Origin of the sequence: Pseudomonas sp. TWR1-1-4 (assembly GCF_049897165.1) — a bacterium.
Taxonomy (GTDB): domain Bacteria; phylum Pseudomonadota; class Gammaproteobacteria; order Pseudomonadales; family Pseudomonadaceae; genus Aquipseudomonas; species Aquipseudomonas canadensis.
This window is the reverse complement of the sequence record NZ_JAFCVS010000008.1, coordinates 420,248-435,773: the sequence shown is the minus strand read 5'-3', so window position 1 is coordinate 435,773 and position 15,526 is coordinate 420,248. Positions and strand designations below refer to the sequence as shown.

Here is a 15,526-nt window from a genome sequence, read left to right as displayed (position 1 = left end):
CTCTAGTCCAAAGGTATGACGCAATGGCGTGCAGATAAACGTAGTGGTGTTAGTTGTCTAGACTCAGCTCGGTGCTGTTCAGCACATGCTTGAAATGATGCCGCCACAGATCCACCCCCAGCTGCCCCGACCGGTCCAGCGACGAACCTACCGTGAGGTTGCTGATCAAGGTCGGCTGCAACCCCGCGTCGAACAGCGCGAACCCCGCCGCCAGCACGCAGGTGTCGGTCTGGATACCACACACCAGTACACGTTGCGGCGCGAGGCTTTTCAGGTAGGAAACGGTCTCGGGGGGTGGCGCATAGCCGTGTTTGATAAAGATGCGATCAGCGGCCACCAGGCTTTGGTCGTTCGGCGCCGGTTGCCAGCCGAGTTGCCGGGCGAAGGGCGTGACGCTCTCGTCGTGGCGCTCCACGGTGGCGACTGACGGCATGCGCCCCAGCAGGGCGTTGATGCCGTCCACCAGCCACGTGGGCGGGTTGAAGGAAGGTTGCACGTCGATGATCAGCAGTACCTGGCGCATGGCGTTCCTGTCCGTGGTCGAGTGGCCGCCCTTTGTGCACAGGCCACTTCAGGGTTGCCAGGTGGTTTTCTCCCCGCTGAGCTTGCGATCCAGGAACGTCGCCGCGCTGATCAACGCCAGGTGGCTCAAGGCCTGGGGTGTATTGCCCAGGTGGCGGGCCTGGGTGTCGAACTCTTCGGCGTACAGGCCCAGCGGGTTGGCGTAGCGCAGCAATTGCTCGAATTCCAGGTGGGCCTTTTCAACTTGCCCGGCGCGGGCCAGGCATTCGACGTACCAGAACGAGCAGGCCGCAAACGCGCCTTCGGTGCCTTGCAGGCCGTCGATCTGGCTGTCGTCGTTACGATAGCGGTAGACCATGCCGTCGCGCACCAGGCTTTTCTGGATAGCTTCCAGGGTCGAGAGCCAGCGTGGATCGGTGGCCGCGACAAACCTCACCAACGGCATCAATAACATCGAACCGTCGAGCGCGGTGGTGTCGGTATGCTGCACGAAATGCCCGCGCTCTTCGTTCCAGAAATTGCTCCAGATGTCGGCGTAGATCGCCTGGCGGGTCTGGTCCCAGCGTGCAAACGGCGCCGGCAACGAACGCTTGGAGGCCAGACGGATGGCGCGGTCCAGCGCTACCCAGCACATGAGTCGTGAGTGCAGGAAGTGATGCTGCTCGCCGCGCATTTCCCAGATGCCCACGTCTTTGGTGTTCCAGATTTCACAGACCTGGTCGGCAACTTCTACTGTATGTTTCCAGCCCTCATGGGAGATGGCTTCGCCGTACTTGTTGACCAGATACACCGCGTCCATCAGCTCGCCATAAATGTCCAGCTGGATCTGGTCAAACGCTTCGTTGCCGATACGCACCGGTTTGGCGCCGCCGTGGCCTTGGAAGTGCTCAAGCTCGGCCTCGGGTAATTCCTGGCGACCGTCGATGCCATACAAAATGTTGATCTTGGTCGGCTGGTCGCAGCAGTCGCTCACGCGGCCTTTGAGCCAGCGCATATAAGCGTTGGCTTCCTCGACAAACCCCAGGCGCATGAAAGCATACACGGTGAACGATGCGTCGCGGATCCAGGTGTAGCGATAGTCCCAGTTGCGTTCGCCGCCGGGGGTTTCCGGCAGGCCGAAGGTGGCGGCGGCGATGATCGCGCCGTGTTTACGCGAGGTCAGCAGTTTGAGCGCCAGGGCCGAACGGTTGACCATTTCGCGCCAGCGCCCACGGTAGTTCGATTGCGCGATCCAGCCGCGCCAGAACTTCAAGGTATGGGCCAATGCCAGGTCCGTGCAGCTGCTGCCCACCCGTTCATCCTCCTGGCCGCCAAGGACGAATTCGGCACCTTCTTCCTGGCCCAGGGTAAAGCTGGCCACGGCGGCGCCGTCTTTGATCTGCAGCGGGTGGCTGCCGGACAAACGCAGGCCGGGTTGGCCTTCGGCGCTGAAGCACACCGTGCCGTTGTCAAGGGTGGCTTGGGTGAGCGTGCGCGCGTAGTCATGGCGCACCGCACAGCGCAGATGAATGTCGGCCTTGCCGCTGACCACACGTACGCGGCGGATCAGCAGCGGCAGGTCATCGATTTCTTCGCTGATGGCCAGCAGGTCGGTGATCTCTACTACGGCCTCATCGCTGAGCCAGCGGGTTTGTAGCACGTTGGTGTCGGGCAGGTAGATCTGTTCGCGGCGCGCGTTGGGCAGGTCCGGGGTGAGCTGGAAAATGCCGGCATCGGGGCTGTCCAGCAGCGAGCAGAAGATCGACGGGCTGTCGAACTCCGGCCAGCAGAAGAAGTCGATGCTGCCTTTATCATTCACCAATGCGGCACTGCGCATATCGCCGATGATGCCGTGGGCATCGATGGCGCTCTGTTGTTCGTTCTTCAAATCAACCATTGCCACGAAACTCCGGATATAGGCTCATGCCGCCGTCAATAAAAAGCGTGCTACCAACGATATAGTCGGACGCATCACTGGCCAGCCACACAACGGCGTTGGCCACATCTTCCACATCGCCGATCCGCCCATAGGGAATCAACTTGAGCAATTCTTGTGCTGCCGCGCCTTCGGTGGCGGCTCGATTGATCGCGGTACGGATCGCCCCCGGCGCAATCCCGTTGATGCGGATGCGCTGTTCACTGACTTCCTGGGCGAGGGTGCGCATCAACATCTCCACGCCACCCTTGGACGCTGCGTAGTTCACATGCCCGGCCCACGGGATCAGTTGGTGCACCGAACTCATGTGGATGATTTTGCCCGCCGCCCGCGACACGCCTTCGCGTACGCCCTGGCGGTTGAAGATGCGCACCGCCGCGCGCGCGCACAAGAACTGGCCGGTAAGGTTGACGCCGATCACCGCATTCCAGTCATCCAGGCTCATGTCCACCAGGTTGGCGTCCTTCTGCATCCCGGAGTTGGCCACCAGGATGTCCAGGTGGCCGAAGGCATCGAGGGTCTGGGCAAAAAGCCTTTCCACCTCTTCTTCTATAGAAACGTTGGCGCCGATGGCAATCGCCCGGCCGCCCTCGGCATTGATCTGCTCTGCCAGTGCCTTGGCCGGTGCGGCCTGGCTGTTGTAGTTCAGCACCACGGCTGCTCCGGCTTGCGCCAGAGCCTTGGCCGCGCCGGCGCCGATTCCGGAACTGGCACCGGTCACCAGCGCCACTTGTTGCTCCAACGAGATATGCATTGCTCACCGACCTTAAATTCGTGAGTTCAAGTAGCTGACTGATCGCGCGCAAGGGAAGTTCACCCGTGTGAAATTAGCGACTACAACCATGGTGAAAAATGGAATAACAGAACTATAAAAAATAACCATAAGATACTAAAAAACCGCTCAAAAGCGTTTGACAGGCTTTTTTGCCCCGTGTCTTATAGGCACACATCAACCCGCTCCGTTGGTAGTTCGGAAGTCATCGCGGGGCTACCTATAAGAGATTTCTATGTGCCTTTCGGCCGATATAGGGGAACTACCAGTTCAGGTAAAAGCAGCGGCCTTAGTTGGCGTGCCTAAGTTAGTTATCTTCGATTGCGACGGTGTTCTCGTCCAAAGTGAAGAAATAACCCTGTCTGTATTGATCTCCATGCTTAATGCCCTTGTTCAGGGCGACCCGCTGCTTGATGTCACCTGTTTTATCGAGCGCTTCCGTGGGCGGAAGATTGCCGAGTGTTTGCGCGAAGCTGAGCAGATATTAAATGTCAGTTTGGATGCGGAGTTTGAACAGCACTTTCGCGAGCGAGCGCTGCAAGCACTGACCCTCAGTTTGAAAGCCTCGGATGGGGTGCTGGAAGTATTACAAAAGTTGGAAGTTCCTTATTGCGTAGCCTCAAGTGCACCCCGCAGCAAGATAGAGCATTGCTTACGCCTGGCAGGGCTGTTTTCTTATTTTGAAGGGCGAATATTCAGTTGTTACGAGTTGGGTAGTTGGAAGCCTGATCCCCTGGTATTTCTGACGGCCTGCCGAACTTACCGCATCGACGTGAGTGATGCGCTGGTGGTGGAAGACAGTGTGACGGGTATCCAGGCGGCTGTAGCGGCCAATATAAAAGTGTTGGGCTTTGGTCCCGCGCATCGGCATGCGCAATTGGCCGCGGCCGGAGCATTGCCGATTGCTGACATGCGTGAAGTATTGACCATTTTTAATTGACTCAGGGAGGAGGCGTCGTGAACACACTTGGTTACCTGGAACGGCTCAAACGCAACGATCAATCTTCAGAAGTGTGGTGGGACTCATCGCCTGCCGTATACCTACCGTATAAAAAACACCTGCTGGAAAAATACCCAGCCGCTGTGACTTATATAGAAGCGTTGATGCCGGATGAATTCTCCCAGCCCTGGGGCTTGTGCAGTGCGACCACCAACCCTCGGTTAGTGACGGCCGTCATCCTCGAAAAGCGCGAGTATTGGTCCTCACGTTTCAACTTGGGCAAGCTGTCTCCCAGCGAGTTGCGCAAGCAGCTGTACAACGAAGTCATCGTCGAAGGGGCCGCCACGCTCAAGCCGCGTTGGATTCAGTCGGCGCAGGCCGAAGGGTGGATTTCCGCCCAGGTCGACCCGGTTGACGTGCGCTGCACTGAACGCATGAGCGCCCGGGGATTGGAACTGCAGCGCCTGGCGCCGAACGTGATGGTCAAGGTGCCGGGTAGCCTGGAAGGGCTGGTAACGGTTGAACACCTGGTGGCCCAGGGCGGCTCGGTGAATATCACGTTCTGCTTCACGGTTGCGCAATTCCAGGCCGGTATCCAGGCCATCGAGCGCGGTAGGGCGACTGCCCGCAGCAAGGGTATCGACACTGCCCGCTGCAAGTACGTCATTACGTTCATGATCGGGCGTTTCGCCTGCCAGCCCGAGTTTACGCTGCAGGCCGCCGAGCGTGGTCTGGCGTTGAGTGCCGAGGAGCTGCGCTGGGCTGAGTTGATGATCTACGAGCAGATCCAGGCGCTGGTGGCGTCCTCGAAGACGCCGGTCAAGACCCTGCTGTCCAGCATAAAGGTCGATGTGGACGAGCGTGGCAACAAACATTGCTGGCACTTGGAGAAGACCGGGCATACGGCGACCTGCTACACGCTGACACCGGAGGTGGTGGAGTTCCTGATCGAGCGCGAAAGCCATGGCAAACCCGTCGTGCCTGCGCTGGAACCTCAGAAACCGCCGGCGTCGACCTTCGCAAAGCTGATCCGCATTCCGTATTTCTACGAAGCCTACTTTGTCGACAGCATCGAACCCTACGACTTCGGTAACCATGAAGCCTTTATCAACGCCTGCAATGAAGCCAACAGCGCGCATCGGCGCCTGGCGGATTACTGCGTTCGGCTCTGCCCAGTGACGACGCCGTTCAAGCGCGCGCTCAACGCGTTGCTCGCCGCTGAATTTGGGGTGATCGCATGAACAGGATGATCGGGTTGTGGGCACACCCACGTTCGCGCTCCACGGTGCTCGAACGTGTGTTTATCGAGCGGGGCGATTTCGAGGTTTTCCATGAGCCGTTTGCGCATATGGCGTTTTCCGAGGACTCGGCGATTCCCTCGGATGAGTGGGATCACAGTTTGCCCACCACTTACCCAGGCATAAAAGAGCATCTGCTTAATGCCCGTGAGCGCGCGAACGTTTTTCATAAAGACATGTGTTATCACTGTTTGGATGACTTGAAAGTGGATGTTGGCTTTCTCGCGCAACAGGACAATATCTTTCTTATTCGTGAACCCGCCAGCAGCATTATTTCCCATCATCGGGTGCATCCCGATATGCCATTACAGGCTATTGGGCATAAAGCGCTATACGACATATTTTGCGTGGTCACCAAGCTGACCGGCAAAGTGCCTTATGTGATCAATGCGGATGACCTGGCCGCAGAGCCGGAACGGGTGATCCGTAAACTCTGTGATCATTTGAATATAGAGTTTATGCCACACGCGATGACGTGGAAGCGTGAGTGCCCACAACAATGGAAAACGTGGCGACGTTGGCATGTCGACGCGGAAAACAGTGAGCGGATTGTTTCTCCAGATACTCCGCACGTTGATATCAACGCATTTGATCAATATCCGAATTTAAAGGCGATGTACGAATATCACCGTACGTTTTACGCGCGCATGAATGAATTTTGCCAATAGGGATTGTTGCATGAAGAAGTTGATTATTACCGGAGCGGCCAACGGGATTGGCCGGGCCACTGTGGAACTGGCGATTCTACAGGGTTATTTTGTTATCGGCGCGGATAAGGATGCCGAGGGCTTGAAAGTACTGCAAGGTCTCTATGGCGCTGATGTGTTCGAGGCGCACATTGCCGACTTTTCGGATATGACCGTTATCAAGGGGTTCATTCCACGACTCTATGAGCGCCATGCAAGTATTTATGGTTTGGTGAATAACGCCGGTATTTATCACGGTAAAAGTGTCTATGCCTACTCCGATGAGCAGATAGACGAGATCCTCACCGTCAACCTCAAGGCGCTGGTCTATCTCTCCAAAGACTTCGCCGAACGGGAAATGCCGCACGAAGCCCAGCGCAGCATCGTCAACATCGCTTCGGTGGCCGGTGAAGTGGGCAGTTGCGACGCGCTCTACGGCGCCACGAAGGCGGCAGTGATCGGCCTGAGCAAGGCCAACGCCTGGAACTTCGCGCCGTTCGTGCGGGTAAATGTGGTGTCCCCGGCGCTGATCCATGAAACCGCCATCTACGGCACCATCCCCGAATACCGACGTGCCGAGTACGCCCGCCAGGAAGTCCTCAAGGACCCCATCCTGCCTGGTGGCGTGGCTGAGGTTATCTTGCTGTTGTTGGGCGATGCGATGCGTCACATCACCGGAAGGGTCATCCCGGTGGACAACGGAGCCTACCCGCGATGAGTCTTCCGGTACGTAAGAAAAAGCTGCTGCTGGTGGGCGCCGGCAACCTGTGCCTGCAGATACTCAAGATTCTGGGACCGAAAAACGCGTTCGACTTTGTGGTGCTGGGGCGCAATGAAGAAGCCACGATCCGCTTGTGCAATCTGGTGGCGTTGTCGTGTGCGCAGTTGGGCCAGTTTATCGACATCAAGCCCGTCGTTGCCGACCTGACGGATGTCGGCAAGGTCACGCAGCTGCTGCGTGAAGAAGCCCCGGATATGCTGGTGAACTGTGCGTCGCTGCAGTCATGGCGGGTGATCACCGGGCTGCCCAAGCTGTCGTTCGAAAAGCTCGACCAGGCCCAGTTCGGCCCCTGGCTGCCCATGCACCTGACGTTGATGCATTGCCTGATGCAGGCGGTAAAAGCCTCCGGCATCAGCACCAAAACCGTGAATGCGGCGTTCCCCGATGCGGTCAACCCGATCCTGGCGCGCATCGGCCTGGCGCCGGACATTGGCGTTGGTAATGTGGCCAACCTGATTCCGGCTGTGCGTTTTTCCATTGCACGGTTGCTCGAATGTGCACCCGCTGATGTGCACGTGCAGCTGTATGCCCAGCATTACTTCAGCCACTACGTGCCGCGCGGTGGTTTACCGCCGCGTGCCAATTACCGCTTGTTGTATGAAGTGCGCGATCGACCGGAAGTGGGGCGCCTGCCGGCCGAGGCGATTTTCTCGACGGTGAAATCCGAGTTCCGTCGCCTGGGCGGGGTGGATGGGCAGTTCCTCACCGCGTGCTCTGCGGTCACAGTCATCGAAGGGCTGTTTTCGCCCGTGCCGGTCCTGGTGCATGCGCCGGGGCCTCTTGGGCTTCCGGGCGGGTATCCGGTGTGGCTGCACGATGGGCGGATCCAGGTGCAGTTCTCCAACGCGTGCCCACAGGACGAGGCGGTGCGCATCAATAGCATCTGCCAAAGCCAGGATGGCATTGACGAAATCCATTGTGATGGTTCGGTCACTTACAACCCGCAGTGCATGGCCGTCATGCAATCGATGCTGGGGTATTCCAAGAACACCATGGCCATCGAGCAGTCCGCCGAATTTGCCCGCGAACTGGCGAGCAAATACCTGTCCTTCAAGAATTCAACCTGGTAGGTGTGTGATGAATCAAGTTTCCAGAAACAAGCACAGCGAAGTTGCCAGTTATGCCACGCAGTACTCACCGGATTTCGTCGAGCGTTGGGATGAGTTGATCGATTGGAATAAACGCAAGGCCGGGGAGGACGGGTTCTTCGAAAACCTGCTGCGTAGCCACGGTGTGCACTCGGTGATCGACGTGTCGACGGGCAGCGGTTTCCATGCCGTCCAGCTTAAGCAGGCGGGCTTTGAAGTGGTGGCCACGGACGGCAGTAGCACCATGTTGACCAAGGCGCGGGCGAACTTTCGCAAGCATGGCCTGGACATTCAGTCCCATTACCGAGACTGGCATTCACTGGACTCCCAGGAGCTTGGCCTGTTCGATGCTGTGGTGTGCCTGGGCAGCTCGTTGTGTCATGTCTTTGCCGCCCACGATCGGTTGCGGGTGCTGGCGAAATTCCGCTCCTTGCTCAAGCCGGGTGGCTTGCTGATTGTGGATCAGCGTAATTTTTTCGCCATTCGTGCCGGCAAGTACAAGGCCAGCGGAAATTACTATTACTGCGGTACGAATGCGTCGGTCAGTCTGGGGGAGGTCAATGAGCGTCTGTGTGAGTTCATCTATTCCTTTGATAACGCAGAACAGTACCGGTTGCAGGTCTATCCCCTGTTGCCAGGTGAATTGAAGGGAGAAGTGCTCAAGTCCGGGTTCACTGACCATAAGAGTTACGGCGACTTCAAGGATGACTACGACATGATGGATTGTGATTTCGTCATCCACACGGCGCGCGCCGAATAAGGAGGGCTTGATGAGCACACTCGTACAGAGCAATGCCCGGCCATTGGACAGCGTCGTATTGGCGGTGGTCCTTACCGGGTTCGTGGCCAGCACTTATGGCTTTGGCGTCTACCTGTTCGCCAACCTGGTGGTGGACATGCGCCGCGACATCGGTTTCGACTACACCACGGTGGGCCTGATCACCGGCGGCGCGCAGATTGGCTTCCTGCTGTTTTCATCGGTTACAAGCTATATCAGCCGGTTTTTCGAGGGCTGGAAGATCAGCCTGGTATCGACGGTGATGACGTCCCTGGCACTGCTGGGGTTGAGCGTCAGTCACAGCGTCTGGTTGTCGGGGGCGTTGTTGATCCTGCTCGGTGGCTGTTCCGCCTCGGTGTACATCCCGTTGGCGGAGATCGTCACCAAAGGCTTCAGCCCGGGAAATCGCTCCCGCGTCATGGGGCTGATTTCCAGCGGCACCAGCTACGGCGTATTCATCAACGGTTTGCTGGTGTCGTTCCTGACATTGAATGGTGGCTGGCGCTCGATCTGGCTCACCGCGGGCCTGATCTCGGTGGTCCTGTGCGTGGTGGCCTGGTTTCTGTTACGCAACCTCGCAGCGAGCCAGGACACCGGGTTTTCCGGGGAGCGCGCCACCGCCTTCGACAGTCGGCAGCCCTGGCTCAGTCGTTCGTTGTACCTGACCTGGGCCATCGCCTTTCTCAATGGCATGGCGTTGTTGCCGTTCCAGACTTACCTGGCGCCGTTCCTGCGTGATGAGTTGGGTGTGTCGGTACAGGACACCGGGTTTATCTGGACCACCATCGGTGCGGTGGGCATGGCGTCGGGCTTCCTGGTGGGGTGGATTGCCGACAAGGTGGGCGTACGTGCGTCGTTGGCGATGTGTTTCCTGAGCGCGGGGCTGGCTGCGACCTTGGTGTTCAGTTTCAACAGCCTGCCGTTGTTCTACCTGGCGGCGTTTCTGTTTGCGCTGGCGTTTTATCCTATCTTCGGGCTCGTCCCCAGTTACATCGGGCAAATCGTGCCTGTCAGCCGCCTGACCCAGGCCTTCGGTATTGCCAACGTGCTGATCGGCTTGGGCGGCGTGTGCGGTAATTTCCTGGGCGGGTTCTCCAAGGATTTGACCGGGTCCTTCTCGACGGTCTACTGGGTGGTGGCACTGTTGCTGTTCGTGCAATGCGTGATGGTGTTCCTGTTGGCTAAACAGCCTGTTTCGGTGAAGGAGAGCGAGCAGCCATGAGTTATTTTCCAGACACGCCGCATCGGAACCTGCACGCGTTTGCGTTCAGTCACCGCTCTGGCATGAAACACAACCCCGTGGTCATCTGGATGACCGGGCTCTCCGCGTCCGGCAAGTCGACCATTGCTGATGCGTTGGACAATGCCCTGCAGGAACAGGGCCGGATCACTGCGATCATCGACGGCGACTCGGTACGTGGCGGGCTGTGCCGAGACCTGGGTTTTACCGACAGCGACCGCGACGAGAATATCCGGCGTGTCGCCGAGGTGGCGCGGCTGATGCTGGAGGCGGGGCTGATCGTGATCGTGGCGCTGATTTCACCCTCGTCGGCGAGCCGGCACTACGCGCGCTCGATCATCGGCAATGAGTGCTTTGTTGAAGTGCATGTGGACGCGCCGTTGGAAACCGCCGAGCAACGTGATCCAAAGGGCCTTTATAAAAAAGCCCGAGCGGGCTTGATCAAGAACTTTACCGGTATCGACTCCAATTACGATGTACCGGTATTTCCGGAAGTGCACTTGGACACCCAGGCGCTTTCAGTGGAACAGTCGGTTGCGACGATTCTTGATTGGCTTGCGCATAACGACATTCGCACTTAGCCGTCTGTCTTTGCGCGGGGATGACACGCTTTGCACGCTGAAAAAACAAGGTAATCTGCGCCATCGCAGGGAGAACGCGTTTTTTCAGGAGTAGGCATGACACATTTCACGGGCACTGCAAAATCGATCCGTCTGATTGGTGGAGCCTGTGTGTTGGACTTTATCAATACCACCAATGGGCGTCGCCCTGGCACTTCGCTCAAGGTCATAGAGGAGCGACTCACCAGCTTTCAGTTCTTCTTCGAGTGGGCATTGCATGCGTCGTTGATCTCGGCCCGAGAGTTTGACGACTATAAGCCGATGGTGTTTGCGTCATCCATGGCCTACCAGCCGGACCTGGACGCGATCATTGCATTCAGGGAGTGCCTGTACGCGGTGTTTTATCCCTTGTCGTTACAGGAGCCCGCGCCCGATGACGCTTTGCAGCATGTAAACCAGATGTTCCAGCAGGGCGTTGCCTGGCGGGTGCTCCGTTCCGTGGAGGGCAAACCTGCCTGGGCGTGGAAACCCTGCACCACGGCGCAGGAGCTGACGGCCATGGTGCTCGGGCGCTTGGCCATCGAGGCCACGCAGTTACTGGTCTCTGGTGATCTGCACGCATTGCGCATTTGCGGCGCAGCTGACTGCGATTGGGTGTTCTTCGATATCTCCAAGAACAAGCAGCGCAAATGGTGCCAGATGAGCGTGTGCGGCAGTCGAGAAAAGCTCAGCCGACTCAAGCAGGTGACCAGCACCCATTAGTTCGAGGTCATCCGGCGGGTAGCAATTGCCCCACTTAATAGGAAGCATTACTATTCACGCCCCGCCTCTCCAGTGCACCCGCGATGATCCCTCAGCCGCCCCGCAGAACAGGCTTTTTCGAACATTACGAAGAGTTGATCGGAACCTGGACGCGCCGCCTGAGAAACCGTCAGCAGGCCGAAGACCTGGCCCATGACACCTTTTTGCGGGTGCTGGAGTCAACCTCCTCCGAGGTTGAGCAACCGCGCGCCTATCTGCATCAGACTGCGCGCAATATCGCAGTGGATGCCTATCGACGCGAAGACCGTCGCGAGGCCATCACGCTGGAAGCCTTTGATCAGCGCTCGCCCCACAGCGGCGACCCGGAGCATTTCATGCACGCGATCCAGTTGGCGGACTCAATCGAGCGGGCCTTGGCTGAGCTGCCGCTCAACTGCCGCAAGATTTTCATCTGGCAAAAGATCGAAGGCCTGACGCAGCAGGAAATCGCCGAACGCCTGGGGCTGTCTAAAAACATGGTGGAAAAGTATATGATCCGCACCCTGCGGCATCTGCGCGACCGCCTGGACGTGATGGCGCCATGACTGCCCGCTTTGAAACAGGATCTTCCATGATGGATAACCGTGCCCGAGACGAAGCCGCGCAATGGTTTGTGCGCCTGCAAGACGCCCAATTGAGCGCTGCCGATCGCCAACGCTTTGATGCATGGTGCAACGAGCATCCCGATCACCGTTATGAATTCGATGTGTTGCAAGGCCTGTGGAGCGCCACCGACTTGCTACCCAAGGCGCGTTTGCAGGCGTTGTGTGAGACCCCGGTGGAGCGGCCCAAGCGCCGCGCCGTGTTGCGTTATGCGGTCGCCGCCAGTGTGGTCGCCGTCGCTGTGGGTTTGGGCCTGTTCAGCGGGCTCGATCATCCCAAACCCTATAGTGCCGAGTTCAGCACGCGCCTGGGTGAACATCGCCAGGTGGCCTTGCCCGACGGTTCGGTGATGGACCTCAACAGCCGCAGCGTGGTCGCGGTGCATTTTGAAAAAGGCCGGCGTGGCGTGGAACTCAAGCAGGGCGAGGCGATGTTCAGCGTCGAGCATGACACCAGTCGACCCTTTGTGGTGGCCGCCGGGGCAGGGCAGGTGACGGTGACCGGCACGCGCTTTGATGTGCGTCGTGATGAAGACCAGACTCGCGTGATGGTCGAGGCCGGGACCGTAAAGGTGCAAGGGCACTCAGCGGACACGGTGGTGACGCTGGCGGCAGGCCTGGGTACCCACGTCGACAACAAAGGGTCGGTGGCAGCGGCCTACGCCGTGAACACCGAGGAATTGACCGCCTGGCGCACGGGCAAGCTGGTCTTCAACAACGCTTCGCTGGGCGAAGTGGCGCGCGAGGTTTCGCGTTATCGCGAGCAACCGCTGCGGGTCAGTACGCCTGCGGTGGGTAGCCTGCGCCTGACCAGCGTGTTCAAGGCCAACGACACCGACGCCTTGCTCAAGGCCTTGCCGCATATACTGCCGGTGGCCTTGCGTACCTTGCCGGACGGCAGCCAGGAAATTATTTCACGCTGACATTCAGGTTTTTTTCGAGTTCTTCGTCTTCTCCTGCATCTGCAACTGGTTTGCATTAACAGCCGCATACTCTTGCGATCACAGGACTGGGTTCGACGTGAAAAAACTCGCCGTTAACAACAATAAAATCTCCCGCTGGGCGCCGCTGGCCCTGGCGCTCGCGGTCAGTGCCGCGCTCCCTACGGCCTATGCGGCCGACGCCATTCATATCCAGGCCCAGCCCCTCGGCGCGGCGCTGAGCCAGTTGGGCCAGCAGACTTCCTTGCAAGTGTTCTTCAGCCCCGAGCTGGTCGCGGGCAAGCAGGCGCCGGCAGTAGACGGCAACCTTTCCCCTGAACAAGCCCTGCGCCAGTTGCTGCAAGGCAGCGGCCTGGACTACCAGATCGACGCCGGTTCCGTCACCTTGCGCCCGCTGAACAGCGGCACCGGTGAAGCCGGCTCGCCCCTCGAGCTGGGCGCAACCGACATCAAGGTGGTCGGCGACTGGCTCGGCGATGCCAACGCTGAAGTCGTACAGAACCATCCCGGCGCCCGCACGGTGATTCGCCGCGAAGCCATGGCAGAGCAGGGCGCAATGAACGTCGGCGACGTGTTGCGTCGTGTGCCAGGCGTGCAGGTGCAGGAATCCAACGGCACCGGCGGCAGTGATATTTCCCTCAACGTCGGCGTACGTGGTCTGACGTCGCGCCTGTCGCCACGTTCTACCGTTCTGATCGACGGCGTGCCAGCCGCATTTGCACCTTATGGCCAGCCGCAATTGTCGATGGCGCCGATTTCAGCGGGTAACCTGGACAGCATCGACGTGGTGCGCGGTGCCGGTTCCGTGCGTTATGGGCCACAAAACGTCGGCGGCGTGATCAACTTCGTGACCCGTGCCATTCCCGAGAAATTCTCCGGCGAAGTCGGCACCACCCTGCAAACCTCCGCCCACGGCGGCTGGAAGCACGTGGACAACGCTTTTATCGGCGGCACCGCCGACAACGGTATCGGCGCCGCTTTGCTGTACTCCGGGGTCAATGGCAACGGTTACCGCAATAGCAACAATTCCAACGACATCGACGACGTGATCTTCAAGACCCATTGGGCGCCGACCGATCAAGACGACTTCTCGCTGAACTTCCACTACTACGACGCCAGCGCCGACATGCCCGGCGGCCTGACCCAGAAGCAGTTCGATGCCAACCCGTACCAATCGGTGCGTGACTGGGACAACTTCAGCGGTCGCCGCAAGGACGTGTCCTTCAAGTACATCCGCCAGATCGACGACCGCACTCAGGCCGAAGTGCTGACTTACTATTCCGACAGTTTCCGCGGCAGCAACATCGCCAACCGCGACCTCAAGACGATCGGCTCCTACCCGCGCACCTACTACACCTTTGGCATCGAGCCGCGGGTGTCCCATGTGTTCGACGTGGGCCCGAGTACCCAGGAAGTCAGCCTGGGCTATCGCTACCTCAAGGAAGGTATGCATGAGCAGGCCACCAGCCTGAACCTGGTCAACAATGTGCCGACGCCGGGTGGGCAGAGCGATGGTCACGTCTACCAGGACCGCACCGGGGGGACCGAGGCCAACGCGTTCTATCTCGATAACAAAGTCGATATCGGCAAGTGGACCATTACGCCCGGTATCCGCTTCGAGGACATCCGTACCGAATGGCACGACCGCCCGGTGGTTGCCTTGAACGGCACGCGTACCCAGGAAAAACGCCGTGAAGTCCACAACAACGAACCGCTGCCGGCCTTGAGCGTGATGTACCACGTCTCCGACGCCTGGAAACTGTTCGCCAACTACGAGACTTCGTTTGGCAGCCTGCAATACTTCCAACTGGGCCAGGGCGGCACAGGCGATCAGACTGCCAATGGCCTGAATCCGGAAAAGGCCAAGACCTACGAAGTGGGTACGCGTTACAACGACAATGTGTGGGGCGGCGAACTGACGTTCTTCTACATCGACTTCTCGGATGAGCTGCAATACGTCAGTAACGACGTGGGCTGGACCAACCTCGGTGCGACCAAGCACACCGGCATCGAAGCCTCGGCCCATTACGACTTGTCGAACCTGGACCCACGCCTGGATGGCCTGACTGCGAATGCCGGCTTCACCTACACCAAGGCCACCTCGGAGGGCGACGTACCGTTCAAGGGCCGTGACCTGCCGTTGTATTCACGTGAAGTGGCCACCTTGGGCCTGCGCTACGACGTCAACCGCTGGACCCATAACCTGGATGTGTACGCCCAGTCCGGCCAGCGCGCACCAGGCACGACAAGCACCTACGTCACTCAGGGCACAGCTGACGGTCAGTACGGTGATATCCCCGGTTACGTCTCAGTCAACGTGCGCAGCGGTTATGACTTTGGCGAGCAGTTGTCCAACCTGAAGCTGGGTGTGGGCGTAAAAAATGTCTTCGATCAACAGCACTACACCCGTTCCAGCGACAACAATGCCGGGTTGTACCTGGGCGAGCCGCGTACGTTCTTCGTACAGGCCAGCGTCGGGTTCTGATTGAAAAAGTGCCGCTCTTCCTGATCCAGGAGAGCGGCAAGTCCTGCCGATAGAGTGGGTTGTCTCTCACTCGTCCAGATGCTCTTCCTACTTCAATTCTGGAAAATTTCAGCGCTC

The 15,526-nt window shown here is 58.8% G+C and carries 15 protein-coding genes; 12 read left to right on the top strand and 3 right to left on the bottom strand.

All coding sequences use genetic code 11. The annotated features are described in order from the left end of the window. Window positions 1–49: 49 nt before the first annotated feature. The 3 genes from ACP7C6_RS26545 to ACP7C6_RS26535 are packed head-to-tail and all read right to left on the bottom strand — an operon-like array spanning window position 50 to window position 3,191. On the bottom strand, window positions 50–523 hold the full coding sequence (locus tag ACP7C6_RS26545) for an isochorismatase family protein (RefSeq protein ID WP_426109460.1): 474 nt from the start codon (window positions 521–523) through the stop codon (window positions 50–52). A 48-nt stretch (window positions 524–571) separates the two neighbouring features. After that, window positions 572–2,398 (bottom strand): glycoside hydrolase family 15 protein, encoded by a 1,827-nt coding sequence (locus ACP7C6_RS26540; RefSeq protein ID WP_122684176.1) that lies wholly within the window; start codon window positions 2,396–2,398, stop codon window positions 572–574. Continuing rightward, complete coding sequence (locus ACP7C6_RS26535) at window positions 2,391–3,191, bottom strand: glucose 1-dehydrogenase (protein WP_068931734.1); 801 nt, start codon at window positions 3,189–3,191, stop codon at window positions 2,391–2,393. Before ACP7C6_RS26535 ends, ACP7C6_RS26540 begins: the two co-directional genes overlap by 8 nt. A gap of 253 nt (window positions 3,192–3,444) precedes the next feature. Here ACP7C6_RS26535 and ACP7C6_RS26530 point away from each other — a divergent pair, with 253 nt between their 5' ends. The 12 genes from ACP7C6_RS26530 to ACP7C6_RS26475 all read left to right on the top strand — a co-directional run bounded on the left by ACP7C6_RS26530 (window position 3,445) and on the right by ACP7C6_RS26475 (window position 15,409). After that, complete coding sequence (locus ACP7C6_RS26530) at window positions 3,445–4,149, top strand: HAD family hydrolase (protein ID WP_028619542.1); 705 nt, start codon at window positions 3,445–3,447, stop codon at window positions 4,147–4,149. Between the two features lie 17 nt (window positions 4,150–4,166). Then, window positions 4,167–5,390, top strand: a complete 1,224-nt coding sequence (locus ACP7C6_RS26525) for a transaldolase family protein (RefSeq protein ID WP_028619543.1) — start codon at window positions 4,167–4,169, stop codon at window positions 5,388–5,390. Then, a complete protein-coding gene (locus tag ACP7C6_RS26520; protein WP_028619544.1) occupies window positions 5,387–6,115 on the top strand; it encodes a sulfotransferase family protein in 729 nt (242 codons plus the stop codon). The genes ACP7C6_RS26525 and ACP7C6_RS26520 overlap by 4 nt, the downstream gene beginning before the upstream one ends. A gap of 10 nt (window positions 6,116–6,125) precedes the next feature. Beyond that, a complete protein-coding gene (locus tag ACP7C6_RS26515; RefSeq protein ID WP_028619545.1) occupies window positions 6,126–6,851 on the top strand; it encodes an SDR family oxidoreductase in 726 nt (241 codons plus the stop codon). Further along, the gene (locus ACP7C6_RS26510; protein WP_028619546.1) at window positions 6,848–7,984 is read left to right on the top strand and encodes a hypothetical protein; all 1,137 of its coding nucleotides are present in this window, start codon (window positions 6,848–6,850) and stop codon (window positions 7,982–7,984) included. Before ACP7C6_RS26515 ends, ACP7C6_RS26510 begins: the two co-directional genes overlap by 4 nt. Window positions 7,985–7,991: 7 nt before the next feature. After that, window positions 7,992–8,762: a class I SAM-dependent methyltransferase gene (locus ACP7C6_RS26505; RefSeq protein WP_426109459.1), complete on the top strand. Its 771-nt coding sequence runs from the start codon at window positions 7,992–7,994 to the stop codon at window positions 8,760–8,762. 10 nt (window positions 8,763–8,772) lie between these two features. Next, the gene (locus ACP7C6_RS26500; protein ID WP_323989957.1) at window positions 8,773–10,002 is read left to right on the top strand and encodes an MFS transporter; all 1,230 of its coding nucleotides are present in this window, start codon (window positions 8,773–8,775) and stop codon (window positions 10,000–10,002) included. Continuing rightward, window positions 9,999–10,601, top strand: coding sequence for an adenylyl-sulfate kinase (gene cysC, locus ACP7C6_RS26495; RefSeq protein WP_068931738.1), 603 nt, complete (start codon window positions 9,999–10,001; stop codon window positions 10,599–10,601). Before ACP7C6_RS26500 ends, cysC begins: the two co-directional genes overlap by 4 nt. A gap of 96 nt (window positions 10,602–10,697) precedes the next feature. Continuing rightward, window positions 10,698–11,342 carry a CGNR zinc finger domain-containing protein gene (locus ACP7C6_RS26490; protein WP_028619550.1) on the top strand — a complete coding sequence of 215 codons (645 nt, stop codon included), beginning with the start codon at window positions 10,698–10,700 and terminating at the stop codon, window positions 11,340–11,342. 83 nt (window positions 11,343–11,425) lie between these two features. After that, window positions 11,426–11,926, top strand: coding sequence for a sigma-70 family RNA polymerase sigma factor (locus tag ACP7C6_RS26485; protein ID WP_068931740.1), 501 nt, complete (start codon window positions 11,426–11,428; stop codon window positions 11,924–11,926). A gap of 26 nt (window positions 11,927–11,952) precedes the next feature. Then, complete coding sequence (locus ACP7C6_RS26480; protein ID WP_323989961.1) at window positions 11,953–12,906, top strand: FecR family protein; 954 nt, start codon at window positions 11,953–11,955, stop codon at window positions 12,904–12,906. Between the two features lie 97 nt (window positions 12,907–13,003). Further along, window positions 13,004–15,409 (top strand): TonB-dependent siderophore receptor, encoded by a 2,406-nt coding sequence (locus tag ACP7C6_RS26475; protein ID WP_323989963.1) that lies wholly within the window; start codon window positions 13,004–13,006, stop codon window positions 15,407–15,409. The last annotated feature ends 117 nt before the right edge of the window (window positions 15,410–15,526 follow it).